General features: G+C 59.1%; 31 protein-coding genes. 18 read left to right on the forward strand and 13 right to left on the reverse strand.

Features of this window, described 5'->3' with window-relative positions:
- Positions 1–97 precede the first annotated feature (97 nt).
- Positions 98–1,444 carry an acetyl-CoA carboxylase biotin carboxylase subunit gene (gene accC / locus SynPROSU1_RS11665; protein ID WP_186570643.1) on the forward strand — a complete coding sequence of 449 codons (1,347 nt, stop codon included), beginning with the start codon at positions 98–100 and terminating at the stop codon, positions 1,442–1,444.
- A 27-nt stretch (positions 1,445–1,471) separates the two neighbouring features.
- Here accC and SynPROSU1_RS11670 read toward each other — a convergent pair whose 3' ends face one another.
- Positions 1,472–1,792, reverse strand: a complete 321-nt coding sequence (locus tag SynPROSU1_RS11670; protein ID WP_255444667.1) for a YggT family protein — start codon at positions 1,790–1,792, stop codon at positions 1,472–1,474.
- A gap of 89 nt (positions 1,793–1,881) precedes the next feature.
- Between SynPROSU1_RS11670 and psbX the strand changes: the two genes are divergently transcribed.
- Genes psbX through SynPROSU1_RS11690 form a run of 4 tightly spaced genes read left to right on the forward strand, consistent with a single transcriptional unit; the run spans position 1,882 to position 3,992 of the window.
- Entirely contained in the window at positions 1,882–2,004 is a 123-nt protein-coding gene (psbX, locus tag SynPROSU1_RS11675) for a photosystem II reaction center X protein (protein ID WP_115022502.1), read from the forward strand.
- A 49-nt stretch (positions 2,005–2,053) separates the two neighbouring features.
- Positions 2,054–2,980 (forward strand): Ycf66 family protein, encoded by a 927-nt coding sequence (locus tag SynPROSU1_RS11680; protein ID WP_186570645.1) that lies wholly within the window; start codon positions 2,054–2,056, stop codon positions 2,978–2,980.
- 5 nt (positions 2,981–2,985) lie between these two features.
- Positions 2,986–3,519, forward strand: a complete 534-nt coding sequence (locus tag SynPROSU1_RS11685; protein WP_186570646.1) for a hypothetical protein — start codon at positions 2,986–2,988, stop codon at positions 3,517–3,519.
- Complete coding sequence (locus tag SynPROSU1_RS11690) at positions 3,516–3,992, forward strand: hypothetical protein (protein WP_186570647.1); 477 nt, start codon at positions 3,516–3,518, stop codon at positions 3,990–3,992. Before SynPROSU1_RS11685 ends, SynPROSU1_RS11690 begins: the two co-directional genes overlap by 4 nt.
- Here the strand turns inward: SynPROSU1_RS11690 and SynPROSU1_RS11695 are convergent, their stop codons facing one another.
- Genes SynPROSU1_RS11695 through SynPROSU1_RS11705 form a run of 3 tightly spaced genes read right to left on the reverse strand, consistent with a single transcriptional unit; the run spans position 3,993 to position 6,576 of the window.
- Positions 3,993–4,193, reverse strand: coding sequence for a chlorophyll a/b-binding protein (locus SynPROSU1_RS11695; protein ID WP_186570648.1), 201 nt, complete (start codon positions 4,191–4,193; stop codon positions 3,993–3,995).
- Between the two features lie 9 nt (positions 4,194–4,202).
- A complete protein-coding gene (locus SynPROSU1_RS11700; RefSeq protein WP_186570649.1) occupies positions 4,203–6,179 on the reverse strand; it encodes an ABC transporter ATP-binding protein/permease in 1,977 nt (658 codons plus the stop codon).
- A gap of 55 nt (positions 6,180–6,234) precedes the next feature.
- A complete protein-coding gene (locus SynPROSU1_RS11705) occupies positions 6,235–6,576 on the reverse strand; it encodes a histidine triad nucleotide-binding protein (protein ID WP_115022512.1) in 342 nt (113 codons plus the stop codon).
- Between the two features lie 75 nt (positions 6,577–6,651).
- Between SynPROSU1_RS11705 and SynPROSU1_RS11710 the strand changes: the two genes are divergently transcribed.
- Entirely contained in the window at positions 6,652–8,199 is a 1,548-nt protein-coding gene (locus SynPROSU1_RS11710) for a YifB family Mg chelatase-like AAA ATPase (RefSeq protein ID WP_186570650.1), read from the forward strand.
- Here the strand turns inward: SynPROSU1_RS11710 and SynPROSU1_RS11715 are convergent.
- From SynPROSU1_RS11715 to def, 4 genes are all read right to left on the reverse strand, one after another.
- Positions 8,193–8,342 (reverse strand): hypothetical protein, encoded by a 150-nt coding sequence (locus SynPROSU1_RS11715; RefSeq protein ID WP_186570651.1) that lies wholly within the window; start codon positions 8,340–8,342, stop codon positions 8,193–8,195. The genes SynPROSU1_RS11710 and SynPROSU1_RS11715 overlap by 7 nt on opposite strands.
- Positions 8,343–8,423: 81 nt before the next feature.
- Positions 8,424–9,068 (reverse strand): DUF3747 domain-containing protein, encoded by a 645-nt coding sequence (locus SynPROSU1_RS11720; RefSeq protein ID WP_186570652.1) that lies wholly within the window; start codon positions 9,066–9,068, stop codon positions 8,424–8,426.
- Between the two features lie 50 nt (positions 9,069–9,118).
- On the reverse strand, positions 9,119–9,316 hold the full coding sequence (locus SynPROSU1_RS11725) for a hypothetical protein (RefSeq protein ID WP_186570653.1): 198 nt from the start codon (positions 9,314–9,316) through the stop codon (positions 9,119–9,121).
- Between the two features lie 3 nt (positions 9,317–9,319).
- Positions 9,320–9,925, reverse strand: coding sequence for a peptide deformylase (gene def, locus SynPROSU1_RS11730; protein ID WP_186572382.1), 606 nt, complete (start codon positions 9,923–9,925; stop codon positions 9,320–9,322).
- 49 nt (positions 9,926–9,974) lie between these two features.
- Here def and SynPROSU1_RS11735 point away from each other — a divergent pair, with 49 nt between their 5' ends.
- The 3 genes from SynPROSU1_RS11735 to SynPROSU1_RS11745 all read left to right on the forward strand — a co-directional run bounded on the left by SynPROSU1_RS11735 (position 9,975) and on the right by SynPROSU1_RS11745 (position 12,640).
- Complete coding sequence (locus tag SynPROSU1_RS11735; protein ID WP_186570654.1) at positions 9,975–11,888, forward strand: prolyl oligopeptidase family serine peptidase; 1,914 nt, start codon at positions 9,975–9,977, stop codon at positions 11,886–11,888.
- Between the two features lie 95 nt (positions 11,889–11,983).
- Positions 11,984–12,319 (forward strand): large conductance mechanosensitive channel protein MscL, encoded by a 336-nt coding sequence (gene mscL / locus SynPROSU1_RS11740; RefSeq protein WP_186570655.1) that lies wholly within the window; start codon positions 11,984–11,986, stop codon positions 12,317–12,319.
- Between the two features lie 147 nt (positions 12,320–12,466).
- The gene (locus SynPROSU1_RS11745; RefSeq protein ID WP_186570656.1) at positions 12,467–12,640 is read left to right on the forward strand and encodes a hypothetical protein; all 174 of its coding nucleotides are present in this window, start codon (positions 12,467–12,469) and stop codon (positions 12,638–12,640) included.
- Between the two features lie 6 nt (positions 12,641–12,646).
- On the opposite strand, the gene SynPROSU1_RS11750 is transcribed toward SynPROSU1_RS11745, so the two are convergent.
- The 5 genes from SynPROSU1_RS11750 to SynPROSU1_RS11770 are packed head-to-tail and all read right to left on the reverse strand — an operon-like array spanning position 12,647 to position 17,737.
- Positions 12,647–13,927: a SufS family cysteine desulfurase gene (locus SynPROSU1_RS11750; RefSeq protein ID WP_186570657.1), complete on the reverse strand. Its 1,281-nt coding sequence runs from the start codon at positions 13,925–13,927 to the stop codon at positions 12,647–12,649.
- Positions 13,924–15,102, reverse strand: a complete 1,179-nt coding sequence (gene sufD / locus SynPROSU1_RS11755) for a Fe-S cluster assembly protein SufD (RefSeq protein ID WP_186570658.1) — start codon at positions 15,100–15,102, stop codon at positions 13,924–13,926. The genes SynPROSU1_RS11750 and sufD overlap by 4 nt, the downstream gene beginning before the upstream one ends.
- 2 nt (positions 15,103–15,104) lie before the next feature.
- Positions 15,105–15,893, reverse strand: coding sequence for a Fe-S cluster assembly ATPase SufC (gene sufC, locus SynPROSU1_RS11760; RefSeq protein WP_186570659.1), 789 nt, complete (start codon positions 15,891–15,893; stop codon positions 15,105–15,107).
- Positions 15,894–15,935: 42 nt separating this feature from the next.
- Entirely contained in the window at positions 15,936–17,375 is a 1,440-nt protein-coding gene (gene sufB, locus SynPROSU1_RS11765) for a Fe-S cluster assembly protein SufB (RefSeq protein WP_186570660.1), read from the reverse strand.
- A 5-nt stretch (positions 17,376–17,380) separates the two neighbouring features.
- Entirely contained in the window at positions 17,381–17,737 is a 357-nt protein-coding gene (locus tag SynPROSU1_RS11770; protein WP_115022527.1) for a ferredoxin-thioredoxin reductase catalytic domain-containing protein, read from the reverse strand.
- Between the two features lie 158 nt (positions 17,738–17,895).
- Here SynPROSU1_RS11770 and SynPROSU1_RS11775 point away from each other — a divergent pair, with 158 nt between their 5' ends.
- The 9 genes from SynPROSU1_RS11775 to SynPROSU1_RS11815 all read left to right on the forward strand — a co-directional run bounded on the left by SynPROSU1_RS11775 (position 17,896) and on the right by SynPROSU1_RS11815 (position 26,750).
- Positions 17,896–18,540 (forward strand): metalloregulator ArsR/SmtB family transcription factor, encoded by a 645-nt coding sequence (locus tag SynPROSU1_RS11775; RefSeq protein WP_186570661.1) that lies wholly within the window; start codon positions 17,896–17,898, stop codon positions 18,538–18,540.
- Positions 18,540–18,878, forward strand: a complete 339-nt coding sequence (locus SynPROSU1_RS11780; protein WP_186570662.1) for a hypothetical protein — start codon at positions 18,540–18,542, stop codon at positions 18,876–18,878. Before SynPROSU1_RS11775 ends, SynPROSU1_RS11780 begins: the two co-directional genes overlap by 1 nt.
- 62 nt (positions 18,879–18,940) lie before the next feature.
- Positions 18,941–19,540, forward strand: a complete 600-nt coding sequence (locus tag SynPROSU1_RS11785) for a phycobiliprotein lyase (RefSeq protein ID WP_186570663.1) — start codon at positions 18,941–18,943, stop codon at positions 19,538–19,540.
- Between the two features lie 108 nt (positions 19,541–19,648).
- Entirely contained in the window at positions 19,649–20,419 is a 771-nt protein-coding gene (locus tag SynPROSU1_RS11790; RefSeq protein WP_370586228.1) for a phycobilisome rod-core linker polypeptide, read from the forward strand.
- A 184-nt stretch (positions 20,420–20,603) separates the two neighbouring features.
- On the forward strand, positions 20,604–21,680 hold the full coding sequence (locus SynPROSU1_RS11795; protein ID WP_186570665.1) for a DUF4912 domain-containing protein: 1,077 nt from the start codon (positions 20,604–20,606) through the stop codon (positions 21,678–21,680).
- Entirely contained in the window at positions 21,671–21,877 is a 207-nt protein-coding gene (locus tag SynPROSU1_RS11800) for a hypothetical protein (RefSeq protein ID WP_186570666.1), read from the forward strand. The genes SynPROSU1_RS11795 and SynPROSU1_RS11800 overlap by 10 nt, the downstream gene beginning before the upstream one ends.
- A gap of 112 nt (positions 21,878–21,989) precedes the next feature.
- Positions 21,990–23,327, forward strand: coding sequence for a phosphatidylserine/phosphatidylglycerophosphate/cardiolipin synthase family protein (locus tag SynPROSU1_RS11805; RefSeq protein ID WP_370586229.1), 1,338 nt, complete (start codon positions 21,990–21,992; stop codon positions 23,325–23,327).
- A gap of 100 nt (positions 23,328–23,427) precedes the next feature.
- Positions 23,428–24,561 (forward strand): hypothetical protein, encoded by a 1,134-nt coding sequence (locus tag SynPROSU1_RS11810; protein WP_186570668.1) that lies wholly within the window; start codon positions 23,428–23,430, stop codon positions 24,559–24,561.
- 65 nt (positions 24,562–24,626) lie between these two features.
- Positions 24,627–26,750 (forward strand): class I SAM-dependent methyltransferase, encoded by a 2,124-nt coding sequence (locus tag SynPROSU1_RS11815; RefSeq protein ID WP_255444670.1) that lies wholly within the window; start codon positions 24,627–24,629, stop codon positions 26,748–26,750.
- Positions 26,751–26,862: the final 112 nt, after the last annotated feature.

The raw sequence follows: 26,862 nt of genomic DNA on the forward strand, positions 1-26,862 counted from the left end.
TGTTGTCGAGGAAAGATCATACCGGGCGGGGTCTTTGCTTTCGGCCTGATCGGTCGGCGCTGATACGATCCGGCGTCAGGCCTGAAGATGCTGCGGGATGCCCATCGGCAAAGTGCTGATCGCCAACCGCGGCGAGATTGCCCTCCGGATCATTCGGAGCTGCAGAGAGCTCGGCATCGCAACGATCGCGGTCTACAGCTCAGTCGACAAAGATGCGCTCCACGTCCAGCTCGCGGATGAGGCGGTGTGCGTGGGGGAAGCGCTGAGCAGCAAGAGCTACCTCAACATTCCCAACATCCTGGCGGCCGCCACGTCCCGGGGCGCTGACGCCATCCATCCCGGTTACGGCTTCCTGGCCGAAAACGACAAGTTCGCCGAGATGTGCCGTGATCACGGCCTCACCTTCGTTGGACCATCACCCCACGCGATTCGCTCGATGGGGGACAAGTCCACCGCCAAAACGACCATGCAGTCGGTCGGCGTTCCCACGGTGCCCGGTAGCGAAGGCCTGCTCAGCAGCACGAGCGAGGCGGCCGCCCTCGCCCAGGAGATGGGCTACCCCGTGATGATCAAGGCCACCGCCGGCGGCGGTGGACGGGGTATGCGGCTGGTTCCAGATTCAAGTCAGCTGGAGAGCCTGTACAAAGCGGCACAGGGCGAAGCGGAAGCCGCCTTCGGTAACCCCGGCCTGTACATGGAGAAATTCATCGACCGGCCCCGCCACGTGGAAGTTCAGGTGCTAGCCGATCGCCACGGCAATGTGGTGCACCTTGGGGAACGGGACTGCTCCATTCAGCGCCGTCACCAGAAACTGCTGGAGGAGGCCCCCAGCCCAGCACTGGATCCCGAATTGCGTCGCCGCATGGGCGATGCAGCTGTTGCCGCCGCCCGAAGCATCAATTACGAGGGCGCCGGAACGGTGGAATTCCTGCTGGATCGCAGCGGGGGCTTCTACTTCATGGAGATGAACACCCGCATCCAGGTGGAACATCCGGTGACCGAAATGGTCACAGGCGTTGATCTGATCGCTGAGCAGTTACGCATCGCCGGTGGCGAATCCATCAGCGTGCAGCAAGAGGAGATCCAGCTCACCGGCCATGCAATCGAATGCCGGATCAACGCGGAGGATGCACGCCACAACTTCCGGCCCGCCCCTGGACGAATCACTGGATGGCTGCCCCCCGGAGGACCAGGCGTGCGGGTCGATAGCCACGTCTACACGGGCTACGACATCCCTCCCTTCTACGACTCCCTGATCGGCAAGCTGATCGTCTGGGGCAAAGACCGCGCCCACGCCATGACCCGGATGAAGCGCGCCCTGAACGAATGTGCCGTGACCGGCATTCCGACAACGGTGGAATTTCATCTGGAGATGCTGGATCGACCGGAATTCATTAACGGCGATGTCCACACCAAGTTCGTCGAGCAGGAAATGCTCCCCTGAAGCAGGCCAGAGGGAACCAGATCCCTCTCAGGCTATGGCCTTTGCGTGCATCATCAGTTGGGACAGCAGCCCTTGCTGACCGACAAGCAATTCACGCAAGAGACTGATCAAACCGACCCAGATCACCGGGGTGACATCGACCCCACCGATCGGGGCGATCACGCGGCGACTGACCGCCAGCACAGGCTCTGTCGGCCAAGCCACCACAGGCCAGGCGCCCTGACTCAAATCAACCTGGGGGTACCAGGTGAGCACGATGCGAAGCAGGAACGCCAGGGTCCAGGCTGCCAACAGCAGACCAAGGAGAAGATGAACAACTGGCAGGACCTGCAGCAGCAGCGGCGTCACAAAGCTCAAAGCAAATCGCCCTGTCATCGTAGAAAGCCGACATCGCTCCTTAGGATCAGCGCGGCTTTGATGCAGACAGCAGCAACCCCATGACCCCCTCCCTCTCCAACTTCCTGAGCAGCCTCGTTTGGGGAGGTGTGATCGTCGTGGTTCCTGCGACCATCGCACTGATCCTGCTGAGCCAGACCGACCGCCTCGACCGCAAGCTCTGACCTGCCCCTGGCGGCACTCGTAGACTGAGCCCCAAGCGGGAGCAGAGTTTTGGTTAACGCCAGTCTCAACTGGGCCAGCATCGTCGGCATTGTGCTGGCCGTCGGCGGTGCTCTGCTCTATTTCATGCGGTCGTTCAAACCCGCGCTGGCCCGGGATTACGACGTGTTCTTTGCAGCCATTGGGCTGCTTTGTGGCGGCATCCTTTTTTTCCAGGGATGGCGCCTCGACCCGATTCTTCAATTCGGCCAGTTCCTGCTGGCGGGCACAACGGTGTTCTTCGCCTACGAAAGCGTGCGCTTGCGAGGCGTCGCGACGGAGCAAGCCCGGCGATCCGCTTATTTCGATGACGAACCCGCCCCGGCCCGCGGCGGCGGTTCCGGCGGACTGCGCGGCGGCTGGGATGACGGTTACGACCGTTTAGATGAACCTCAACCGCTGCGGCGACGCTTCTCAGCCCGCGATGACGCCCGCGACGACGACACCGAAGAGCGGCCTGAGGAAGACTTTTACCGACCGCGCCGCACCAGCCGCGCCGCCATCCCCGAGGAAGCGGCCAGCCGCCGCTCCTCGGGCCCGGACCAGGCCGGTTCTGGCTGGGACGAAGGAGATGAGCGCTCCCGCCGCATGGCCCGCTTCCGAGCCGGCGAAGCCCGTGAAGAGCGGCGTCCCGATTTTGGATCCAGACGAACGGAACGGAACGACCAACGCCGCGGCAGCCGCCCCATGGGCCGCTCTGACCGCCCTGCGGGCGAACCCGCCCCGTCCGGTGCCGAAGATGCCGCCTTCAGCCCCAGCCGCAGCGCATCACTGAACCGAGGGCGCCCCGGCACCAACCCGGTTGCAACGACAGAATCCAGGCTTTCCGGTGAACCGCCGCTGGCCTCGAACCGCCCCACGAGTAGCCGTCAACCCCCCCGCAGCTCCAGGCCATCCTCGAGCAGCCCTCGGGACAACAGCTCCCGCTTTGACGACTGAGTCACTTGCGTCGCCCGCTGCTCATCCTGCTGGCCAGCCTGGCGCTGGCCGGCTGCAACGGTCGCAGTGAACGGGCCGGAGGCGCCCTCCTGTTCGGCAGCAGCCAGCAGGCACCAGCCCTGAGTGGAAGTGGTGAATGGCTGGCGGTCGTCAGCGATCGCCGCGGACGTCCCACGGTGCAGCTTCGCCGCCTCAGCGACGGAGCCGTTGTGACTGTTCCGCAGCTGAGCCGTCACCAGCCCCACAGTTCCCCCTCCCTGAGCTGGAACGGTCGCTACCTGGCCGTGATCACCCAGCGCGGTCGCCGCAGACTCGCGGTCATAACCGACCGACTGAATGGACGGATGCACCCCCTGCCACTGCCTGGGGGACGGGAGCCGGTGCTGCTCAGCCTGGCGCCAGATGCACAGCAAATCGCCCTTCAGGTGACAGATCAGGGCCGGTGGCGCGTGGAGCTGTTGGATCTGAGTGATCTTCTCGAGCCGGACCGGCCACCGGGGCAAAGCCTCTCCACGCCAGCGCTGTCTTCAGAACCATGATCCGCATCGCTCTGATCTGCAGCCTGGTGCTGGTGACGGGCTGCAGCAGTCCAAGACCGACACCCCGACCCGACCTCAACGGCATGCTGCGCCAGTCGATGAACAGCCGACGGGACCCATCGCTGGGGGGACGCTGGTTGGCCAGCCTGGGGCAACGCAATGGGCGAGAACGGGTCGAGCTGATTGACTTACGGGATCGCAGCCCCGTCCCGCTGCCGGGGCTCAACCGTGCCGACGCCCAGCCGATCAGCGTCAGCGTCAGTGCCGATGGGCAGCGCTTGGCCGTCGTCCAGCAACGGGAAGACCGCACGGAGCTGGTGCTCTATCGCCGCAACGTGGGGGCAACACAACGGCTGCCTCTGGATCCACCGGGCGTGCCCCGCAGCGTCAGTCTTGACGGTTCAGGCCGGCGTCTGGCGGTGCAGGTGAGCCGAAACGGACGCTGGGATGTGGATCTGATTCGTCTGCCCTGATCAGGGCAGCAGCCCCGCCCAATGCAGAAAGGTGTCGCCGCTGAGGGCCTCGATCAAGAGCACAGCAACAAATCCAACCATGGCGAAACGGCCATTCACCCGCTCCGCATAGCCACTCCAACCGAAAGCGGGCACGTCATTGGTGGTGGCGGACGTCTCCGGAACAGACGTGGGATCAGGCGTCTCGCTTGTGGAGGTCATCCGGCCGGTTCAGGAACGTTCGAAGTCATAGCTGGTCGCCGGGATCAGCCGCCAGTCGCGATCTCCACTCAACTCGAGAACGGTGTCATGGAACTCCTTCAAGGTCGGCCGGTGACCAACGCTGATGAAAGCCACCTCGCGTTCGCGCAGCAGCGCATAAAGACGGGATTCAGTGTCGACATCCAAGGCACTGGTGGCTTCATCAAGCACCACGACCTTGGGGGAATTCAGCAGCAACCTGGCAAATGCCAGCCGCTGCTGTTCTCCCAAAGAGAGCAACCGCGGCCAGTCCTGCTTGATGTCGAGATCGGGATAACGCTGCATCAATTTGCCCAGCATCACCTGATCCAAGACGGCCCGCAGCTGTTCATCGCTGAAACGGGCCTGATCCAATGGGTAACAGAGCTGTTCGCGGAGCGATCCCAGAGCCATATAAGGCTTCTGCGGAATGAACAGAAGGTCCCCCTGCCCTGGGGAATACACAGTGCCTGTGGGTGACCCCCATAACCCACTCACAACCCGCAGCAATGAGGTCTTGCCACAGCCAGAGGGCCCGACCACAAGCAAGCCTTCAGAGGTGTCGAGCGAAAAGCTGAGATCGCGCACCAGCACGTTGTCGGTCCGCGGTGTTTTGACCGTGACCCCTTGAAGCGCCAAACGGTCGGACGGCACAATCCGCGGAGCGAAATCACTCCACTCCTCACGATCCAGGTTCGAGATATTCGACTGGAAACCTTCCAGCCGGTTAATTGATGCCGAGAATCGGGCCAGCGCTTCGATGTTGTAGATGATGAAGAACAGTGATCCCTCAACCAGGTTGTAAGCAACATTCGCCTGAGCGAAGCCGCCGTAATCCATCTCACCCGCCAAAATCGGCGTAGCAAGAATCAGATAAGGGATGAAATTACTGGCGTAGATGCTGGAACGCTGCAACACACGCAGCAACACCTCCCAGACGATCAGAAGATTAAAGTTCTCAACAACAGTGGCCAAGCGACGCGTCACCTCCTTGGCTTCCTGCTGTTCACCTGCATAGAAAGCAATCGATTCGGCGTTATCCCTTACCCGAACAAGGCCGTAGCGGTAATCCGCTTCGAAACGCAACTGAAAATTGTTCAGACGCACCAGCTTGCGACCGGCAACAATCATCAAGACCGAAATAGCAGCGGCATAGGCCAACAGAGCGAAGGTCAAACCCTCACTCACCGAATAAAGGATGAGGATATTGAGAGAAAAGGTGAGAATTGAATCGAAGATATTGAGCGCGAAGCCAAGGGCTTGAGCCGTGAAATCACGAACATCCTCTGAAATGCGCTGATCAGGGTTATCAACGTTGGTCGCCGCCTCATCGTTGGGGTTGAGGACGTAATACGCCCGATCCCGGAGGTAGTCGTCCACCAAACTCAGCGACAACCATTCCCGCCAGAACAGACCCAGCTTCTGGGTGAAATAAAACTGCAGACTGCGAATCGGCAGGGCAACCGCAAAACAGGCGCCATACACCCAGAGATTGCGGTAGGACGCATCCCCGTCCTTGGAGATCAACGCATTGGTGAGATCCCTAGCGATGAATGTGATGCCGGCATTGATGCCGTTCACACTCAACAGCATCAGGATGATCAAACCGAGAAACAGCCAAGGCAGCCAGCGGCGGTGCCGCAGCTGGCCCCGCACGGAGGCGAACACCACAGCCCCCAGCACGAACAGGGCACTGATGCCCGTCCCCCATCCACGGGACCAGAGCATGGCCAGGGAGGACTGGACGCCACCGAGGTACTGACCGGTCAACTGCGGCAGCAGCCAGGACAGCCCATTCATCAGTCCGGTGACCAGGAACAGCACGATCCCGGCCACACAGAACAGCAGGCTCACCAGAAGTCCGATGAACTGCCAACCGTTGTCTTCGGTGTATGGAAAGAAGTAGGGCTGCGAAAGTCGACGCAGCTTGGCGGCCTGATCCCGCAGGTTCTGAAGCTGGTGGGTCATGCCACTGCTGAACTGTGCTCAGTCTGGCGGCCATTGCGCTGCTTCGCCGTCAGCATCAGCCGGGGGGCCAGGCCAGAGAACGCCCACCGATCACATGCACATGAAGGTGAAACACCGTCTGGCCAGCACCGGCACCGCTGTTGATCACCGTGCGGAAGTCGTCCAGCCCCTCCTGTTTGGCGACCCGAGCAGCGACCAGCAGCAGATGGCCCAGCAGGGGAGCATCCTCTGCAGCACCGGAGCGCAGGCTCTCGATCGGCTTGCGGGGAATCACCAGCACATGAACCGGTGCCTGGGGGGCGACATCCCGAAAGGCCAGGCACTGCTCATCGCTATAGACCTCATCGCACGGGATCTCGCCGCGAAGGATCTTCCCGAAGATCGTGTCGTCTGCCATGGGCCTTGAGAACGAAGGAACAGCCATACCGGTGTGACAGCAAGGGCATGAATCTCCTGCGTCACCCACTTCAGAATGCTGGCACGTTGTCTCAGTCCATCCCTACAAGGTCTGGAGGCCAGGCCTGTGGTGGTGGAAGTGGATCTCGCCCCAGGCCTGCCGGGCGTCCAGCTGGTGGGTCTGCCAGACAAGGCCATTCAGGAGTCGCGGGAGCGCGTCCGCTCCGCCCTACGCAACAGCGGCTTCCGCGGCCCCCTGGTTCGCGTGGTGATCAACCTTGCTCCGGCCGATCTACGCAAGGAAGGCCCCTCCTTTGATCTCCCGATTGCCTTGGCGCTGTTGGTTGCCAGCGGGCAGCTCGCCCGCCCTCAGCTGGAAGGCCTCTGGTGTGCTGGCGAACTGGGGCTCGACGGCAGCCTCAGGCCCTGTCGCGGGGTGATCGCCCTCGCCGACCAGGCCCATCAGCAGCAGGCCCGAGCCCTGGTGATCCCTCCCGCCAATGCCAGCGAAGCCAGCTTGATTGAGGGGCTGCCAATCCACACCGCGCCCAACCTGCGGGAGCTGGTTCGGCAACTCAAAGGAGAGCAACCCTGGCCCGTCATCGGTTGCAGCGGCTCCCGAGCATCAGGCCGCATCAACAGCCCGGAGCCCTTGCCATCCATTGAGACAAGCCTGGCTTCACGGGGCTTGGCCCTTTCCGCTGCAGGCGGCCACCATCTCCTGCTGGTGGGTCCCCCCGGCTGCGGCAAGACCCGCCTGGCCCATCACTTGCCACACCTGCTGCCGCCCCTGAGCCGGAAGGAAGCGCTCACCATCACACGCATCCATTCGATCGCCGGACATCTCCATGGCATCGATCAACTGCAGCAGCAACGCCCCTTTCGATCGCCCCATCACAGTTGCTCCGCAGCCGCCTTGCTGGGGGGAGGACGCTCGCCCCGTCCAGGCGAACTCAGCCTGGCCCACGGTGGTGTGCTCTTTCTCGATGAGCTAGCGGAATTTCCGCGAACAGTGCTGGATCAGTTGCGGCAGCCCCTGGAGGAAGGCGCCGTACAGATCAGCCGCTCCCAGCACAGCACTGTCTTCCCCGCCTTGATCACCTTGGTGGGAGCTACCAATCCCTGCCCCTGCGGATGGCATGGCGACCGCGACCATGGCTGTCGCTGCAGCATCAGCCAGCGCCAGCGGTACTGGCAGCGGCTCTCAGGCCCGCTTCTGGATCGGCTCGACCTACAACTGCGGCTCGAACGGCGCTCCGCCAAGGAGATGGCGAACGTGCTGAATCCTCACGGCCCATCGAAAGTCTCCGAGTCCTGGTGCAGCCCGGCACGGATTCAACGGGCCCGCCAGCGGATGCAGAGCCGCAATCCCGCCGGCTGCCGCAATGGCCGACTGTCGGCAAAAGCGCTGCGGCAGAGCGGAGCAATCGAGACTGCAGCGCTGGATCTATGGGAACAATTGATCCAACAACGCGGCCTGAGCACCCGCAGCAGTCTTCAGCTGTTGCGGGTGGCACGGACCATTGCTGATCTGAACGATCAGTCATCTGTTAGCCGCAATGCCGTGGCGGAAGCGAGCTGCTACCGCTGCACCGATCTGCTGAGGGGATCTGAACCTCAGTAATTGCGCGCCCGCTTGTCCGGTGTATCCCGGTAGGGCTGGGTGCCGATCGGCGGGGGCTGGAGATGGCGGTCGTTGAGCGACCCCAACGCATGGGTCATCGCTTCACCAAACCAGTTGAACCATTGAACTACCGTCGATTTCATCACAGCCTCCTGGGTCTTCCTTCAGTGTGAGTTCACTGACAGGTCTCGACAACAGGTGTTTTGACCGGTTCTGCGCCCAGCTCAATACGACGGAGTCGGTGCACTCTCGATCTGTTCAGTCTCCGCCGGTGCACTGCTTGGGCTGGAACTGACTGCCGGTGCAGTGACTGACGGTGCACTGTCCCGATAGACGTAGAGATGACCCAGGCTTTTCTTGCCGTAGGCCCGTCGCTTCAAGGTCCAGCCGGGCTCCAGCTTCAGCTGAACAAAGCCACTGGCGGCCCCACCCGCCCTGGCAACAAGCAGGGTCGGCTGAGAGGGATTGCGGGTCGGTGTGGCCAGCAACTCGATATCCCTGCCGGTGTTCACCACGCTGAGCCTGTAACGGGTGCCGAGGTCATCACCACCGATGCGCAGGGAATAACCGTTGCCATCGATATAGCGGTTGCAGACCCCGGTGAAATCGAACTTGGACAGCAGAGGATCGACCATGGCCGGCGACCCAGTGCCGACTGCAAAACACGGGCGTTTCGTGGTCCGCTGCTCATAGATGTTCAACTGCGAGCGTTCGCCCTGGCCAATGGGGGCCGACACCAGAACGAAGTTGCTCAACTCCACGGGCACCGCCGTGAACAGCGAGCCCTGAGCCAGGGCTGCTGGTACCGAGGTCGCCGCAAAAGCAAGGGCAGCAGCGGCCACGGTTCGAAAGCGTGCCATCACGTCCATGGAGGAACTGAGCGGATCGTAAAAGTGATGCCTGGATCGGTCGCCCCCGATCAGGCCGGTTTGTTTAGGCGAATGGCGACCAGCAGCGTGCCAACAGTTCCGGGGGCAGCCAGGGCCAGGATCCAGCTGGTGGTTCTGACCCCAAGGTCGGGATCGCCATATGCCAATTCAAAGACACAACCGGTGCTGGCAATTCCGAGGACACAGGCAAGGGCCAGGAAAACGCCGGCGAGGGGTTTCATCGGCATGGATCAGGCGACGCTCCGAACGTGCTGGTGCTCGAAGCCCTTCTCTTTGAGCTCCTTCTGCAGACCGGCTTCATCGGTGACGCGATCGACGAACAACACACCATTGAGATGGTCCATCTCATGCTGAATGCAGCGGGCCATCAAGCCATCGGCTTTCATCTTGCGGGGCCGACCCATCTCATCGCGAAAACTCACTTCAATCGCGGTCGGGCGAACCACATCGAGGTAGACCCCAGGAATGCTGAGACAGCCTTCTTCATAAGTGTCGAGCCCGGCGCTGGCCGAACTGATTTCCGGGTTGATCAACACCAATGGCGGTGTAGCCGCATTCTCCAGATCAAGATCAATCACGAGCAGCTGCTGGTGAATTCCCACCTGGGGAGCCGCCAAGCCGATGCCCTTGGCGGTGTACATGCTGCGCAGCATGTCTCGGGCCAGCTCCCGCACCTGCTCATTCACCTTGCCGATACGACGCGCCGACTGGCGCAGCACCTCATCGCCCAGGGTGTGAATCTCCAACGGCGGCGTCTCAAGAGCGGTTTTGGGGACCAGCATCGTGTCCCGCGCCTGGTCGGCCTGACGGGCCAACTCTGCAAAGCTTCCTGCCAAGGCCAACGCTGCGTTGATACAGCATGGTAAGCGGCCTGAATCAGCCGCCATGGGAGCCGTTCCGTTATCCGCGCAGCATGCCGTCGGCCGTTTGCCGGGGCTCAAGGAACCGGCACTGGTCAGCGGGCCCAACGCAACGGTGTGGCTGATCTGGCTGGAACAGCGCCCCCAGGAGCGCGGCCGCACCACAGCCTTGATTCGCCGTTTCGGTGATTCAGAAGCGGAGCCCAAGGAACTGACACGGGCCCCAAGCAATCTGCGCAGTCGCGTGCATGACTACGGCGGCGGTGTGCTCGCTGCCGCGGTGGATCAAGACAGGCTGATCCTGGCCTGGATCGACAGCGGCTGTCTCTGGCGTCAGGACTGGCACCTGCCGCAGAACGGAACAGACCAACCCGCTCCGATGGAACCAGCCCAACGGCTCAGCCGGGAGGGCGACTGGGAGCTGGCGGATGGCGTGCTCGATTTGCCGCGGCAGCGGTGGATTGGCATCCGTGAAATCGAGGGTCGTGACCAGCTGGTGAGCCTGGCGCTGAACAAGGCCGATCAGACCCCGCTGCCACTGCATCAACCGGCGGACTTTGCCGGCTACGGCTGCATGAGCCCCGATGGCCAGCGTTTCGCCTGGGTGGAATGGCAGCAACCCGCCATGCCATGGGACTGCAGCAGTCTTTGGTGCGCGGAGTTGAGCAACACGGGCGACCTGATCCAACCTCGACAGCTGGCCGGGGGCAACGGCGTCTCGGTGTTTCAACCCCAATGGCTGCCCAACGGACAACTGCTCGTGGCGGAGGACAGCACGGGTTGGTGGAATCTGATGATCCAGCCCCATACCGATGCCGCCTGGCAACGGCCCTGGCCGATGGCAGCTGAAACGGCCATGCCCCAATGGATTTATGGGATGAGCACCACGGCCTGGGATGGCGAACAGCTGATCGCAGCCGTGTGCAGCCGCGGGACCTGGTCATTGCAGCAGCTCAGCTTGGATGGAACCGTGCAGCCGTTGATGCAGCCGTTTGATGATCTCGCGGGGTTAAGCGCCTGCAACGGTCGCGCCGTGGCCGTGGCCAGCAACAGCACCAGCGTCGCTGGGCTGCTGGAAATCGACCTGCGACCAGCCACCCCGCTCTGGAGCCACAGCCCGGCCATGCCCGCACCTTTGGCGGTTGAGGACATCAGCGTGGCCGAACCGCTCTGGTTTAACGGCTACCGAGACGAACGCACCCATGCCTGGTACTACCCCCCCAGCGGCAACACGCCAGGGGCCGCCCCACTCCTGGTGAAAAGTCACAGCGGACCAACGGCCATGGCCCGCCGCGGCCTCAGCCTGGCGATCCAGTACTGGACATCCCGTGGCTGGGGAGTGGTGGATGTGAATTACGGCGGTTCAACAGGATTTGGCAGGGATTACCGGGAGCGGCTCAACGGTGGCTGGGGGGTAGTGGATGTCGAAGACTGCGCAGCAGCAGCCCGGGCCTTGATCGCGACGGGTCGCGCCGATCCCGACAAGATCGCCATCGAAGGCGGCAGTGCAGGTGGCTTCACCACCCTGGCGGCCCTTTGTTTCACCGATGTGTTCCGGGCGGGTGCCTGCCGCTATGCGGTGTGTGATCTCACAGCCATGGCCGAAGACACCCACCGGTTCGAAGCGCGCTACGTCGATGGCCTGGTGGGTCCATGGCCCCAAGAGCGCACGCTCTATGAGCAACGATCACCTCTGCATCACGCAAATCAAATCCGCTGCCCGGTGCTGTTTTTCCAGGGGTTAAAAGACAAGGTGGTGCCTCCGGAACAGACCGAACGCATGGCCGAGGCCCTGCGTAACAACGGAATCCCGGTGGAGGTGCGGCTGTTCGAAGACGAAGGCCATGGGTTCCGGAACCAAGCCACCCAGATCGAGGTTCTGAAAGAGACCGAGGCCTTTTTCCGACATCAACTGGGCCTTGCAGAACAGCGCATCTGAACACCAAAGAACGCACGCAAATCACGACAGATCAAGACAAACAAACAACCAATTACAAACTCCCCATAAGATCAAAATGCTTCGATATTCAGACCATGCTTCAGCGGTGGCGCAGAGAATTTGTTGAGTTCTTCTTCACCAAGGGCAATGCTCTAAGCGTTGCCATCGCATTCATTGTGGGCCAGCAATTCACAAGAATCGTCGACTCAATCACCAAAGACCTCTTCATGCCGCTGTTGAACCCATTGGTCTCCAGCGGAAGCTTCAAAGACCTCAAGATTGCCTATTTCGGGGGGGCGATTGAAGTTGGGAACTTAATTGACACGGTGATTGAAGCTCTGTTGGTGGCCTGGGTGCTGTTCCTGATCCTCAAGGGGATCAAAAGGATGGAACGACAAAGCGCGGCCGAGCCCGAAGCCAGCGAAAGCTGAATTACCAGATGGTTACAACCCACACAACCGGGTTCAGCAAATGTGATGGCTTAAGCGAGCAACCAACAGGAACGTTCAACCTGTGCCCCATGGAACGGATGAGACTGAAGCGGGTCTGAGATGGTGAGCAAAGCTTCCTGAGTATTAATGCGGATCCTGCGCTATCGCGGCAACAGCTACGCCAGCCCTGAACCCATCCAGGCTGCCCCCCGCCCCGGCGCACGCTCCTATCGCTGGGTGCAATACGCCATCAAGGCCAACGACGTTGTAGCCATGCAGCAACGCGAAGCAGGGTCGAGCAACCATCACCTCGCCGCCTGAGCCTGATCAGCTGTGCTCGCGCAGGAAGGCGACCGTGGAGGCGAGTTCCTCGCTGAAGCGGTCGATCTCCTCAAAAGTGCTGGTAAAGCTCAAGCTGGCGCGCGCTGATGCGGAGACGTCATACAAGCGGTGCAAGGGCTGACAGCAGTGATGACCACTGCGGATGCAAATTCCAGACGCATCAATCAGTGCGGCAATGTCATTGGCATGAACGCCATCCACAAGGAATGTGGCGAGGGCACCGCGTTCAGGCTGCTGATCCGGCGTGGGCCCTAGCACCCGGACGCCATCAATCGCCTGCAGCCGGTTGAACAGATGCCGGGTGAGCTGCGCTTCCCAGGCCTGAATCGCCTCCAGACCCACCGCCTGCAGATAGCGAATCGCGGCCCCCATCCCCACCGCTTCTCCAATAGCAGGGGTCCCCGCTTCGAACTTGTGGGGCAGCACCGCCCAGGTGCTGTGATCGAGGAAAACGTCTTGGATCATCTCCCCGCCGCCCAGGAAAGGAGGCATCGCCTCCAGCAGAGACTCCCGCGCCCAGAGGAAGCCCATACCGGTGGGGCCGCAGAGCTTGTGGGACGAGCCGACCAGAAAATCGGCATCGAGAGCCGCAACATCAATCGGCTTGTGAGCCAGGCTCTGGCAGGCATCGACAAGCACACAGGCGCCAACGGCATGGGCCGCGGGGATCACCTGATCAAGAGGATTGCAGCAGCCCAGTGCATTGCTGATGTGCACCAGGCTCACCAGCCGGGTGCGCTGGCTGAGCTGGGCCTGGAAATCTTCCAGATCCAGCTCGCCAGATTCAGTGATGCCGACATGCCGCAACACACAGCCCGTGCGCTGAGCCAGCAGTTGCCAGGGCACCAGGTTGCTGTGGTGCTCCATCACCGTGAGGAGGATTTCGTCTCCTTCCTTCAGGTTGGCGTCACCCCAAGTGCGCGCCACGAGGTTGATCGCTTCACTGGCATTGCGGGTAAAGACGATTTCCCGGGCACTGGCGGCACCGACGAAGGCCGCAGCCGTGCTGCGGGCTGCCTCAAAAGCATCGGTGGCACGGGCACTGAGCTGGTGGGCGCCGCGATGCACGTTGGCGTTGTCGCAGCTGTAGTACTGCTGCAGCGCCTCCAGCACCTGGCGGGGCTTCTGACTGGTGGCGGCGTGATCGAGATAAATCAGCGGCCGGCCGTCGGGAGCCAGCTGCTCAAGAATCGGGAAGTCGGAACGGTATCGAGAGGATAAATCCACGAAATCCACACCAGATCGTGCTTTTGCGGTGATTGTCATCGGGCAAGGCTGCCCATCACGCGCTCCAGGGGACGCCAGGCCTGCGCAGCAGCAGGAAGCTGCTCGATCACCTCCTGGCAGGCCCCGCGCAACAGCAGCGCGGTCGCCTCCGCCGCGGCGATCCCGCGACTCTGGAGATAGAACAACTGATCGTCCTGGAGCTGAGACACGGTGGCGCCGTGGGCGCAGCGCACATCGTCCGCCACGATTTCCAGCTCGGGCTTGGTGTCGACCCGGGCGCGATCAGACAGCAGCAGGTTGCGGCTCAACTGCGCCGCATTGGTGCGCTGGGCATCGCGGGGAACACTGATGGCACCGTTGAAAATCGCGTGGGATTGGCCACCGGCCAGGCATTTCTGCAACTGATCCAACTCCCCTTCAGGCCCGTCAAAACGCACAGCGGTATGGGTGGCCAGCTGCTCTTCGGCGCCGGTCACCGCCAAGCCCTTGAGCACGGTCTGCGCTTGTCCATCCACCTGCACCACCCTGGGCTCCACCCGTCCAAAGCTCCAGCCCTGAACGACCGAGGTGAGGGCATAGGAGCTGCGGGGCTCCTGCTCAACCGCCAGATGCGCCATCAACGACGAAGCGCCATCAGCCGTAGCCAGCACCCCATGCCGCAGTTGCGCCTCCTGCCCCAAATGCACTTCCAGCACGTGGCTGTGGGCGGACGCACCCTCCGCCAACAACACCTGCAGCAACTCAAGCTCCGCCTTTTCCTCGAGCAGCAGTAGCACCCGGGTGGCGTTCAACCCGGCACCCGCCGCGAGGACCAGTTCCAGCGAACCCACGCGCCCCCGCACCCTGAGGGCCAGGATCTGCTGCGCTTTGGCGTGGTTGAACTCCACCGGCCAGGCCTGGGCGCAACCGCAGCAATCAAGGGTGTGACCGAGGGCCTGCTTCAGCTCATCAGCATTGAGGACCGTGATCCCCTCCGGGAGGAGCTGCCCTGCCAAGGGATCGTCAGAACCGTTGAGCACCAGACGGGTCACCCCCTCCAAGCTGGGCGGAAGTGGTGCTGAAATCTTTGACGCACTGGTCGGCAACGCCGACACAGCCGCAAGACGCTTGAGGTCGGTGAGCCGCCAGGACTCTTCCCGGCGGCTGGGCAGACCGAGGTGCTCCAACGCGGCGCGACCGCGCTCCTGCACCGGCGCCAGCACACTGCTCCCCATGATCAAGCAGCCCCCTGAGTGGCCAGCTCCTGATCCACCCAGTCATATCCGGTCTTCTCCAGCTCAAGGGCCAGTTCCCGTCCGCCAGTGCGCAGGATCTGGCCCGCAGCCATCACATGGACATAGTCCGGGGTGATCTCATCAAGAAGACGCTGGTAGTGAGTAATTAACAGCGTGGCGTTGTCTTCCGTCGCCAATTGGTTCACGCCGCCGGCAACGATGCGCAGGGCGTCGATATCGAGACCCGAATCGGTTTCATCGAGAATCGCCACCACAGGCTCGAGCAAGGCCATCTGCAGGATCTCGTTGCGCTTTTTCTCACCACCGGAGAACCCTTCATTCACACTCCGCTCGAGGAAGGCGGGGTCCATCTGCACCACCTTGAGCTTGTCATGCACGTGATCCTCAAAGGCAAACGTGTCGAGCTCCTCCTCCCCCTGTTTCTCCCGCCGAGCATTGGTGGACACCCGTAGGAACTCCAGGTTGCTGACGCCGGGGATCTCAACCGGGTACTGAAATCCGAGAAACACCCCCAAACGCGCCCGTTCTTCGGGCTCCAGGTCAAACAGATCCTGACCGCGGTAGCGAACGGTGCCGCCCGTGACGCGATACGCCGGATGCCCAGCCAACACCTTGGAGAGCGTGCTCTTGCCACTGCCGTTGCGGCCCATCACGGCATGGATCTCACCAGCCCGCACCTGCAGATTCACCCCCTTGAGGATGGGCTTGTCCTCGACGGAGGCATGCAGGTCTTGGATGTCGAGCAGCAGCTCAGCGTCAGGGCGAATCACGGAAGGAGGCGTTGGAAAACAGAGACAGGGTGGAGACAGGGATCAGCCCACGGATCCCTCGAGTTTGAGGGCCAACAATTTGTCAGCCTCAGCGGCGAACTCCATGGGCAGCTGGTTGAAGACGTCGCGGCAGAAGCCACTGACCATCATTGAGACGGCTTCTTCAAAACCGATGCCACGGCTCTGGAGATAGAAGAGCTGGTCTTCGGAGATGCGACAGGTGCTGGCCTCGTGCTCGATGGCCGCCTGCGGCTGCTGAGAACGGATATAGGGGTATGTGTTCGCAGCAGCCTGATCGCCAATCAGCATCGAATCGCACTGGCTGTAGTTCCGTGCGCCCTTGGCATTGGGCCCCATCTGCACGAGGCCGCGATAGCTGTTGCTGGAGCGTCCAGCGCTGATGCCTTTGCTCACAATGGTGGAGCGGGTGCGCGGTCCGACATGGACCATTTTCGTTCCGGTATCGGCCTGCTGGCAGTTGTTGGTGAGTGCCACGGAATAGAACTCACCCACCGAATCAGCACCCTGCAGCACGCAACTGGGGTATTTCCAGGTGATGGCCGAACCGGTCTCGACCTGTGTCCAGCTGATGCGGCTGCGAGCGCCGCGGCACTGGCCGCGCTTGGTCACGAAGTTGTAGATCCCGCCGACACCGTTTTCATCGCCGGCATACCAGTTCTGAACCGTGGAGTACTTGATGGAGGCATCGTCGAGGGTGACCAGTTCCACCACAGCCGCATGAAGCTGGTTGGTGTCAAACATCGGGGCGGTGCAGCCCTCGAGGTAACTCACCGAGGCACCTTCTTCGGCCACGATCAGGGTTCGCTCGAACTGACCGGTGTCCCCAGAATTGATCCTGAAATAGGTGGACAACTCCATTGGGCACTCCACCCCCTTCGGGATGAAAACAAAGGATCCGTCGCTGAACACCGCTGAGTTCAGAGCGGCGAAGTAATTGTCGTTACTGGAGACAACCGTGCCGAGGTAACGCTCGATCAGCTCGGGGTGCTCTTTCACCGCTTCACTGAAAGAACAGAACACCACGCCGTGTTCCGCCAGCTTCTCTTTGTAGGTGGTGGCGATCGACACGCTGTCGAAAACAGCATCCACAGCGACATTGCTAAGGCGCTTCTGTTCGCTCAACGGGATGCCGAGCTTGTCGAAGGTCTCCAGGAGCTTCGGATCCACCTCATCAAGGCTGGCCTTCTTGTCCTGCTGCTTGGGCGCGGCGTAATAAACGATGTCTTGGTAGTCGATCTCGGGATAACCGAGGGCAGCCCAATCAGGCTCCTCCAGGGTGAGCCAGTGGCGGAAGGCCTTGAGCCGAAACTGCAGCAGAAACTCCGGCTCTTCCTTCTTGGCCGAAATCAGACGAACGACCTCCTCGCTGAGACCCTTGGCGATTTTGTCGGTCTCGATCTCGGTGACAAAGCCGTACTTGTACGGCTGACTGACGAGATCCCGTGTGGAGGTACTGGTCATTCAGTTCAGCCGACGGTGGCGTTAATCGTTTCAGTGGAGATGGACTGCGTCTTGTCAGGGCAGGCGAAAGGATTGTCCTCAGTGAGGAAGAGCATGCAGTGGCATTCCTTGCGTTCACGCATCGGAACACAGGGGCAGTTCCAAAACGCCTGGGAGACCTCGGCCTCTTTGTCGTCGTAGTGCCGGCAGGGGCACAGAGCGCCTCCGAGGTCGTCCTTGTGACGCGCGAGACCTTTCAGAACAACAGCGGTGACACTGGGATCAGCACAGAAGTAGGTGCCTGTCCGCTGCGCGTAGGTTTGAGCGAACTTGCGGATCACCTCCAGGCTTTCTGCTGTCGGCTCTTGAGGGGCGTCGGACATGGAAGTGGAGGGAGCGGCGAATTACGAAACCCCGCGGTTTCCTTATGGGAAGCCTAGGCCAACAGGCCTCCGGTCAGCGGGCTTCCCATTGTGACCCGCAACCCGGCCGACATCCCGAGGCAATTCGATGGCATCGTGTGGGAAGGTTTCGCTTCTTCATGAGCGCCTCGGCCCCTGCCAGCACCCGCGACGCCGTGCTCTCCCTGCTGATGGAGCGCGGAGAGGAAGACGCTGGCAATCTGGCCGGCACCGTGGGTATTTCCGTGCAGGCCATGCGCCGGCACCTGCGTTCTCTCGCCGAAAGTGGCTTGGTGCGCGCCAGCAGCAACTCCAGCGGCCCGGGACGTCCCAGCAACCGCTGGTGTCTTACCGACCAGGGACGGGCCCAGTTCCCAGACGGCAGTGACCGCTTCGCCCTGGGGCTACTGGATTCGATGCGCAGCCATCTCCCCGAAGCGACCGTGCGTCAGCTGCTGAACCAGCAGGCCGAGTCGAAAGCCAGCCAATACCGAGAAAGCCTGGGCGATGCCTCCCTTGAGGCTCGCCTCGAACATCTGGCACGGCTGCGGCGCGACGAGGGCTACGTCACCGTTTGCAGCAGAGATGACGACGGCGTCAGCTGGCGACTCGAAGAGGCCCACTGTTCGGTGCAACGCATCGCCGAGGAATTTCCTGCGGTATGCGACCAAGAATTACTACTGATCCGGCAGACCGTGCCGGACTGTCGAGTCGAACGCGTGCATTGGCGGCTTGAGGGCGGTCACGCCTGCGGCTTCCGGATCACTCCACTTTCCGAGGGCTGATGGCCATCGACCGGGCGACGATTGAACAGATCGATGCAACCTTGCTACCCCAGCTGGATCGCCATCACCTACGGGTTCTAAGCCACTGTCTTGACAGCTTTCAGGCGATGGCAGGACACGAGGCCACAGGCGCGATCCCCGACGAAGACCAACAGCGCCTCTGGTGCAGGCAGCAACCCCTCGTCGCGGACGACCCCGCCTTTCTCGAGACCCTGCTTGAGCAGCTCAGGGCTGCCGCCAATCAGCTCGATCAGCTGGCGATTGAACTGGGCAAGCCACCCTTGGCGCTGACCCTCGACGATCTGATCAACGCCGCCGAAGCCCGCTGCCGTGGCTGACATGGCTGTCGTGACTGTCGTCGTCGAGCTGCCATCATCAATTCATCTGTTTAACGCGGGCGATGCTTGATATCTCTGACGCCCTCAGCTTCTTTCGCCTGAGCTGTGGCCGGTGGACCTCCCAGCGCAGCCAGCATCATCTGCTGCATCGCCGCGCCGAAGCCGGAGCCTCCTTCATCGTCGTGGAAGAACTGCTGAAGGGAGACGAGCGACTCGCTGAGATCGCCGAGCGAAATAACGAGAGCGTTGAGCGAATCGTCGGCGGCTGCTGGGTGCGCTGGAGCGGATCAATGGCCTGGGACCGCGCCGGTGAATCCCACGAGGACCAGACCATGTTCGGACTGATCCCCGAGGACGAGACGGGGCGACGCGGACTATTGCTACGGGATCGCGGCTACGCCGAAAAAGCGCCGGTAGCTGGCCAGTTCCGCATGGATGACGAAAACGGCCTGATCCTCACCACCGATTACGAAATGATGAGCTCCCTCGAGCGCTTCTGGTTCGCGGGACCGAACCTGCGGCTGCGCACCAGCACGGTTCAGGGGCTCTCCAACAACGCCTCCTTCTGCATGGAGACCCGGCAGCTGGATAACGCGCCGGAGTCCAGCCATACCGCTGAAGCTGCCATCAGTGCAGCAGGCCTCGCCCCGTTCGGCTGGTAAGCAGAAATACTTAGAAGAAGTATTACGGCATGTAATCGCTGCAACACCTGCTGAAGGGGGCAAGACCGAGCACTTCTACGATCCCGAACAGTGGATGCTGTAGCTCGCGTGGCCATTCCTCTTCTGGAGTACGCACCGATCACCCAAAACTCCCTCAGGAGTGGTGTTCCAAACATTCGCGTTGGCTCCGAGGAAGGATCAAGGGCCTACTCCATTGAGATTGCCGACGACCGGGACAACTTCGACACGGTGGTTGAGAGCGGCTACCGCCAAATCTTTTTCCACGCCTTCGAGACAGATCGGGACGTCAACCTTGAGTCCCAGCTCAAGGATGGCCAAATCACCGTTCGTGATTTCATCCGCGGCCTGGTGCTCTCCGACACCTTCAAGCGCACCTTCTACGGCTTCAACAGCAACTACAAAGTTGTCCGTCACCTTTGCGAACGGATCCTTGGTCGCAAAGTCAACGGGAAAGGCGAGGAGCTGTCTTGGTCGATCGTGATTGCGACCAAGGGCCTCGAGGGTCTGGTTGACGTTCTCCTCGACAGCACTGAATACCTCGACACCTTCGGCTACGACACTGTTCCGTACCAGCGGAACCGTGTGCTTCCCGGCCGCGAGCTCGGTGACACTCCCTTCAACATCACCACCCCTCGCTACGACGAGTACTACCGCGGAATCCTGGGCTTCCCTCAGCTCATCTTCACCGGTGGTCCTGCCAAGAAATTGCCGGAACGCGCAAAGATCCGGAAGGGTGGTTCCCCTTCGGACTACATGGCCTGGGTCAGCGAAATCGGCAGTCCACGTCGGGTGGGTGGGAGCACCAGTGCAGACATCGACTACCTGGCCAAGGTTCCTTATCGCACCCTCGGCCGCTGAGTCCGGAACCAAGCACAATCAAAAAAGCGGGGCTGAAGCCCCGCTTTTTTTGTGTCAGTGACTGTGATCCCCGGGATCGGAGCCCAACAAGTGGTCAGGATCCACTGACCCTTGGGCCATTGCCGGCTCGAAAAGGAATTTTTCAGATCACAATGATCCCAAACGAAACCTGGAGTTTTTAGGCGTGTCTCAAACACTGTCATCACTGGCACGTCTCACCCTTCGTCAACTGCGTCAGATCGCCAGTGATCTGGGAGTGCCGCTCTACAGCCGCAAGAGCAAAGAGACCCTCGTTGACGAAGTTGCCCTGCGTCAGCAAAAGCGTGGTGGAGACCTGAAAGCCATCGAAGCGGAGCTCAACGCACCGGCCGTGAGCACGAGCGATACCCGCGTTGTGTTCCTGCCCCGTGATCCCCAATGGGCTTATGTGTTCTGGGAGATCTCAGAAGCCGATCGCAAGGTTGCTCAAAAGGAAGGAGCCAGCCGTCTTTGCCTCCGCCTCGCCGACGTCACCGGCATGGAGGACGGCAACGCGCATCCACACACCCTTCAGGAAGTACCTGTCGACAGCCACAGCACCGAGTGGTATCTACCTGTACCTCTCTGCGACCGGGATTACAGGGTCGAACTCGGCTACCGCATCGGCACCACCTGGATGTCGCTGGCGTTCTCATCAGTGGCCCGCGTGCCGGCTCTCCACCCCAGCGAGCAGATCCTCGATCAGTTCGTTCCCTTCAGCCTTGATGCTGCCCCCGCCGAACCGGCAGCCGCCGCCCCCGTCGCACCAACTGAGTCGAGCAACAGTGGCCTGCACGAGCGGCTTTACCAGAGCGCGACTGTTCACTTCCGCAGGCGTCGGGTCGGCTCCGAAGAATTCCAGGAAGGTTTCGATACCTCTGGCGACAGCGCCGGCTTGAACGACTCCGGTGCTGGTCTCTGGGCCAGCGGCCGCAATGAGTCCGGCTTGGGTGGCGTGGCACCTCGCCAACGCTCGTTCTGGCTGGTGGCCGACGCCGAACTGATCGTGTACGGCGCCACTGACCCTTCGGCTCGTCTCACCATCGGAGGTGAGGAAGTTCCTCTCTCCACCGACGGCACCTTCCGAATTCAGGTCCCCTTCCGGGATGGCGAACAGATGTATGCCATCGAGGCCACAGCCTCTGATCGAGAGCAGAAGCGGAACATCACGCTCAATTTCAAGCGTGAGACCCCTGAAGACAACAGCAACCCCGCTAGCGAAGCTCGCGCCGAGTGGTTCTGAACCCTTCTGATCCCAAAGCTCCAGCCTCCCTGCGCTGGTTCGTAGCCATCACCCCCCTCGCGGGGGCGATGGTTTTTCCATTGGTCGTGCCTTTGGTCATGGCACGGGTGAGTATCGGAGCAGGGGTCGGTGTGGCCCTGGTTCTGAGCGGGATCTGGTTTGTTGCGATGCTGAAGACATCGGAGATGCCCCACTGAAACCCGGGGAACTCTGATCAAGGCAAAAGGCTTGATCAGGATGCTGTATCTCAGATTGGGGCTGATCACGACGATCTTGTTCTGCAGTGGCTGCAGCCAGGCAGGGTCTGTCATGGGCGAGGGCCCAACACGACTGGCCTTGCCGGAGAAGATCGATGTGGTCTTCAACCACAACACCAGATCGCGCTACCGCTCACCCCTCACAGGCAACTGGCGAGATGGTGACGACCTGGAGCAGTGGCTGATCTCAGCCATTGATGCCTCTAATCAAGAAGTGCTGGTGGCTGTTCAAGAGCTCTCCTTGCCAAGACTTGGCAAGGCACTGATTGCTGCAAAAAAACGCGGTGTGCACGTGGCAGTGGTGCTGGAGAACAATTACAGCTCAGCCTGGAGCGAGCAACGGCCGAGCCGATTGAACCAGCGCGAACGGCAGCGTTGGCATCGGTTGAACCGGCTGGCCGATCGCAATGGAGATGGCACAACCAGCCCTGAGGAAGCCTTTCAAGGTGATGCCGTAGCCCTGCTCAAGGCGGCCGGGATTTCTCTCCTTGATGACACCGAAGACGGCAGCAGCGGCAGCGGCCTGATGCACCACAAGTTTCTGGTGATCGACCAAACATTGGTGATCACAGGAAGTGCCAATTTCACCAGTTCTGGTGTGCATGGGGATGCGGGCCAGCCATCCAGCCGCGGCAATGTGAATCACCTGCTTCGGTTCAACAGCCCTGAGCTGGCATCGGTGTTCCGCAAGCAGTTCACCCAGATGTGGGGGGATGGCCCTGGCGGCAAGCAAGACAGTCGCTTTGGACTGCAAAAAGAAAGCGAGGGCACTCAAAACGTGCGGGTCGGCAACACCCAGGTGAACGTGCTGTTCGCACCTCATCCCAAAAGGAACCAGGAGCACGGGCTCAACCTGCTGGCTGAACAGCTGAGGCGCGCAAAAAAGAGCATCGACATGGCCCTGTTTGTGTTCTCCGCACAGCAATTGACGAACGTGCTGCGGCACCAGATCGAACAAGGGGTTGAGATTCGGCTGGTCGCCGATCCCGGATTTGCCAGCCGCCCTTTCTCTGAAGTTTTGGATCTACTGGGAGTCACCCTTCCGGATCACACCTGCAAAGTAGAAGCGGGCAACCAACCCTTGGCTCAAGGCCTTAAAGGCATCGGCACCCCACGCCTCGCCCGCGGCGACAAGCTGCATCACAAGTTCGCCGTAATCGATCACCGCACAGTGATTACAGGATCCTTCAACTGGTCACCCTCTGCGGCACACACCAACGACGAAACCCTGCTGGTGATTCATTCACCCCAACTTGCCAAACACTTCACCCGCGAAATGGATCGCCTCTGGGACACCGCAGAGCTGGGGATCACTCCGCACATCCAACGCAAACTCGACCGTCAAAAGATCAGATGTGGGGATGGGGTGGAGAGGGGGTTAAAGGACTGAGAGGAGGGGAGAATGGCTTGAGAGGTGGCTTAGGTGTTATGCAAAAGCATGCTCAAACCCAGAAGAAGATGGCGTATAATAAACTAACAAAATAAAATTCATGGCAAGAATAATTGTCAATTCAGACCCCTCATATCAAAGAGGAGATGTAAAAGAAAATCGATCACATCCAGGAACCAACGGCGACGATAAATTCATAATCTCCTCAGACAGCCATGGCTACCCACAAGCAAATGACGACGAACAACTCTCTGGGGGAAGAGACACCTTCTACCTAAATACAGACATCAAAGCAAAGAACAAGACCCCACATCCATACCAAGAAGGGGGAGGAATAGCCTTTATAAAAAATTTCGGAACAGATGACCAAATCGTCATCCCGAAAAACACATCCTTCGACAATATCCTCATATTTGGGTATGGATATTCGCATAGACCATATGTGAATACTTACACAACGGGTTTTGAAATTGTGCATGACCCTCACGGCTTGTATTGGTCAATATTCGGTGGTGAAAGCATGTATGACATGAGCTGGCTAGAGGGCAATACTCGAATAATCGGACTAACCTCTCGAAATACTGCCTGGCATGGTCCACCAGATCCGGAACCCGATCCAGAGCATGGAGATTCAAGAGCCATAAGCGCAAAACTAAATCAACTCAGAAATCCAGAAGAATGGGAAGCGATCAAAAAAACTCGCCAAGAAGAGCTCAAGCAGTCAGAATTATTCAAATCTGGCAGGCATATATATGCAGCTGACCGGCTCGCAGAGATAGAGACAGTTTCATCGACAGAAAAACCTGCACTAAGAACAGTCATGAAGCAAATTATCGACACGCAGGGAACAAGCCTTTATGAATATGCATTCAACAATAAATCCAAGTCAAACCATAATGATACAGATAGCCGAAAATTAAATCCAATACATGCCCCTAAAAAATTCAACAAAAAATCAGCGGACAAAATCTCCAATTTCAATCCATCAACTGACACTCTAGAAATTGGTGCCGATAGCTTCGGGATCGATAGCTCTGCCAAATTTGCTGCTGCTAAGAACAAAAGGAAGATCAAGAAGCTAGCCAAGAAAGACTTCGACTTTCTCTATAACCAGAAAAAGGGTGGGCTTTACTTCAAAGAAAATGGCGCAGACAGAGGTTTTGGTGACGGTGGCATCATTGCCATCCTTAAAGGTGCTCCTGAGCTGACTGCCAGTAACTTGGAGTTCATCTGAGTCACTTAGCCACCCCTCTCCGCACCTCTAACGCAAACTCGACCGCCAATGGACCCGCTGCGGGGATGGGGTGGAGATATGAAGAAAATCGCTGGAGTACCACTAAACTCCAACAAGTACAGACAAGCGAAGTGACTGGATTTGGCGGGCCAGCAAAAGGGAAGGCAAATAAATCCTCAAGAAAGCCGCAGCTGAATTTTCAAAAATGGTTCAACCAAGCCATTTTTTCTCATCAAACAGGACGACTCAGAGAGGCTGAGTCGATTTACAAAAAAATGATCGATGCAGGGACATCCGATCCCGCCGTTTATTGCAACCTTGGAATTATATGTAAAAACAGCGGAAGAATCCAAGAAGCCCTTAAATATTACGAGCACGCTTCAGAGCACGAGCCAGACGACCCAAAAATTTTTAGCAATATCGGAAATCTATACCGAGAAACTGGCGAGCTTGATCAAGCACTTAGATACACCTTAAAGGCACTTGAGCTCGATCAAAAGTCATCGACCATCCAAATGAATTTGGGCGGGATTTATCGGGACCTTGGAGAGACAGATCAAGCCCTAGGAGCCACCATCGCATCCATCGAGCTTGATGCAACCAATATCGAGGCAGTGCAGAACCTTAAAAGCCTTGCCAGCAATATCAAGATCAGCTCAGCGAATAAAAATTCAGCCAGAAAAGCCTACGAAATACTGCTCAATCGCGATGACTTCTCCCACCGCAAGCTATGCCCACTGTTCATTCAACAATACCTTGCAAACATCCAAAGAGCTGCTCAGTTAAATCCCATCATTTCAGATCAAAATCAGGCTTTTCATGAGCTTGCCTCTGAATGGAGATTCAGAAAGTCACTGACACTAATGATCCCGCCCCATCAGGAGATTGAAGAATTTCTCACTCGCCTAAGGAAGGAATTTCTGGTTTACATCCAAAACAATGGTGCCATACCCAAAAAATTAAAACCTCTCCTTGAGGCACTGGCAACACAATGCTTCCTCAACGAGTATGTCTATTGGCAATCAGATGAAGAACAACAATGGGTCAAGGGTCTGATCGGCGAAATTAGAAAAAGCAAGGAGAAATTTAATCAATACTTACCCATCATTGGCTGTTATACACCAATCCATAGCATCACCGCTCGAGGAGAAGACTTAAACAATTACCCCATCAATAGTGATGAAGGCAGAGCTTTTATCGAAACCCAGTACAGAGAATATGAGGGAGAGAAGGCCATCAAAGCCCAGCTCAGCGCAGGCCAAGAAATAACCGATACGGTCTCACTTGCAGTCCAGCAAATGTACGAAGAAAACCCTTACCCCCGATACCAATACGCAGACCACACTCAACCCCATTTAGCAAAATCAACGATTGAGTTCATATCACTCGAAACAACAATCGCAAATCCCCCGTTCACGACTGAGATCTCGGCACCCAATGCAAAGCCAAATATTCTGATTGCTGGATGCGGATCGGGGAACCAAATTATCAATGCCAGCCGCTATAAAAATGCACACATTACTGCCATTGACATCAGCAAGAATAGCCTGGCCTACGCAGCACGTAAGTGCCAGGAGTACAATATGCACAATATTCAGCTCCAGCAACTCGACATTCTGGATGTAAACCAGCTACAGGATGTCTATGACTTAATTGAGTGCAGCGGAGTCCTGCATCACATGCACGATCCTGCCAAGGGCCTGGCGGCTCTCAACAGCAAGCTCAAGCCCGGCGGCTATATCAAGATTGGCCTTTACAGCAAACTTGCCAGACAGAAAGTCTCATCAGCACGCGCCCTGATCCGAAACCTGGGCATTCAAAGCACGCCCGAAGGGATCAGAAGCTTTCGAAAGCAAATATTTAACGACGGTCAGCATGAACTAAAAACCATATCAACTCTCGTAAATGATTTTTACACGCTCTCCGAATGTCGCGACCTTTGTTTTCACATTCAAGAGCATCAATTTACAACGGCATCACTTCAAAACCTTTTGAGCCCCGAACATCTAGTTTTTTGCGGGTTCATGCTTCCAGAGTCAATCAAGATGGCTTACCAGCATCAGTTTCCTGACGACAGCGATGGAACCTCTCTTGGCAATTGGGGAGAATTCGAAGAGCACAATCCATCAACCTTTCAGAGCATGTATCAATTCTGGGCCTACAAGCCGTCGCAGAGTTCTTTCCCTTAATGCACTCGCATCAAGACAATCAAGAAAAAACAAAGAAACCGCCAGCAAAGAAGACTTCACCATCTTCTATTCCCAAAACAAAATAAGCCTTGACCCCAATCAAAGCTGCTCA

This window comes from Synechococcus sp. PROS-U-1, from assembly GCF_014279755.1.
Lineage (GTDB): Bacteria > Cyanobacteriota > Cyanobacteriia > PCC-6307 > Cyanobiaceae > Parasynechococcus.

Bases quoted from the DNA above. Each gene is read 5' to 3' on its own strand.
- accC (WP_186570643.1), top strand. From the start codon at position 98: ATGCCCATCGGCAAAGTGCTGATCGCCAACCGCGGCGAGATTGCCCTC.
- psbX (WP_115022502.1), top strand. From the start codon at position 1,882: ATGACCCCCTCCCTCTCCAACTTCCTGAGCAGCCTCGTTTGGGGAGGT.
- SynPROSU1_RS11690 (WP_186570647.1), top strand. From the start codon at position 3,516: ATGATCCGCATCGCTCTGATCTGCAGCCTGGTGCTGGTGACGGGCTGC.
- SynPROSU1_RS11695 (WP_186570648.1), bottom strand. From the start codon at position 4,193: ATGACCTCCACAAGCGAGACGCCTGATCCCACGTCTGTTCCGGAGACG.
- SynPROSU1_RS11700 (WP_186570649.1), bottom strand. From the start codon at position 6,179: ATGACCCACCAGCTTCAGAACCTGCGGGATCAGGCCGCCAAGCTGCGT.
- SynPROSU1_RS11705 (WP_115022512.1), bottom strand. From the start codon at position 6,576: ATGGCAGACGACACGATCTTCGGGAAGATCCTTCGCGGCGAGATCCCG.
- SynPROSU1_RS11710 (WP_186570650.1), top strand. From the start codon at position 6,652: ATGCTGGCACGTTGTCTCAGTCCATCCCTACAAGGTCTGGAGGCCAGG.
- SynPROSU1_RS11715 (WP_186570651.1), bottom strand. From the start codon at position 8,342: ATGAAATCGACGGTAGTTCAATGGTTCAACTGGTTTGGTGAAGCGATG.
- SynPROSU1_RS11720 (WP_186570652.1), bottom strand. From the start codon at position 9,068: ATGGACGTGATGGCACGCTTTCGAACCGTGGCCGCTGCTGCCCTTGCT.
- SynPROSU1_RS11725 (WP_186570653.1), bottom strand. From the start codon at position 9,316: ATGCCGATGAAACCCCTCGCCGGCGTTTTCCTGGCCCTTGCCTGTGTC.
- SynPROSU1_RS11735 (WP_186570654.1), top strand. From the start codon at position 9,975: ATGGGAGCCGTTCCGTTATCCGCGCAGCATGCCGTCGGCCGTTTGCCG.
- mscL (WP_186570655.1), top strand. From the start codon at position 11,984: ATGCTTCAGCGGTGGCGCAGAGAATTTGTTGAGTTCTTCTTCACCAAG.
- SynPROSU1_RS11745 (WP_186570656.1), top strand. From the start codon at position 12,467: ATGCGGATCCTGCGCTATCGCGGCAACAGCTACGCCAGCCCTGAACCC.
- SynPROSU1_RS11750 (WP_186570657.1), bottom strand. From the start codon at position 13,927: ATGACAATCACCGCAAAAGCACGATCTGGTGTGGATTTCGTGGATTTA.
- sufD (WP_186570658.1), bottom strand. From the start codon at position 15,102: ATGGGGAGCAGTGTGCTGGCGCCGGTGCAGGAGCGCGGTCGCGCCGCG.
- sufB (WP_186570660.1), bottom strand. From the start codon at position 17,375: ATGACCAGTACCTCCACACGGGATCTCGTCAGTCAGCCGTACAAGTAC.
- SynPROSU1_RS11770 (WP_115022527.1), bottom strand. From the start codon at position 17,737: ATGTCCGACGCCCCTCAAGAGCCGACAGCAGAAAGCCTGGAGGTGATC.
- SynPROSU1_RS11775 (WP_186570661.1), top strand. From the start codon at position 17,896: ATGAGCGCCTCGGCCCCTGCCAGCACCCGCGACGCCGTGCTCTCCCTG.
- SynPROSU1_RS11780 (WP_186570662.1), top strand. From the start codon at position 18,540: ATGGCCATCGACCGGGCGACGATTGAACAGATCGATGCAACCTTGCTA.
- SynPROSU1_RS11785 (WP_186570663.1), top strand. From the start codon at position 18,941: ATGCTTGATATCTCTGACGCCCTCAGCTTCTTTCGCCTGAGCTGTGGC.
- SynPROSU1_RS11805 (WP_370586229.1), top strand. From the start codon at position 21,990: ATGGGCGAGGGCCCAACACGACTGGCCTTGCCGGAGAAGATCGATGTG.
- SynPROSU1_RS11810 (WP_186570668.1), top strand. From the start codon at position 23,428: ATGGCAAGAATAATTGTCAATTCAGACCCCTCATATCAAAGAGGAGAT.
- SynPROSU1_RS11815 (WP_255444670.1), top strand. From the start codon at position 24,627: ATGGGGTGGAGATATGAAGAAAATCGCTGGAGTACCACTAAACTCCAA.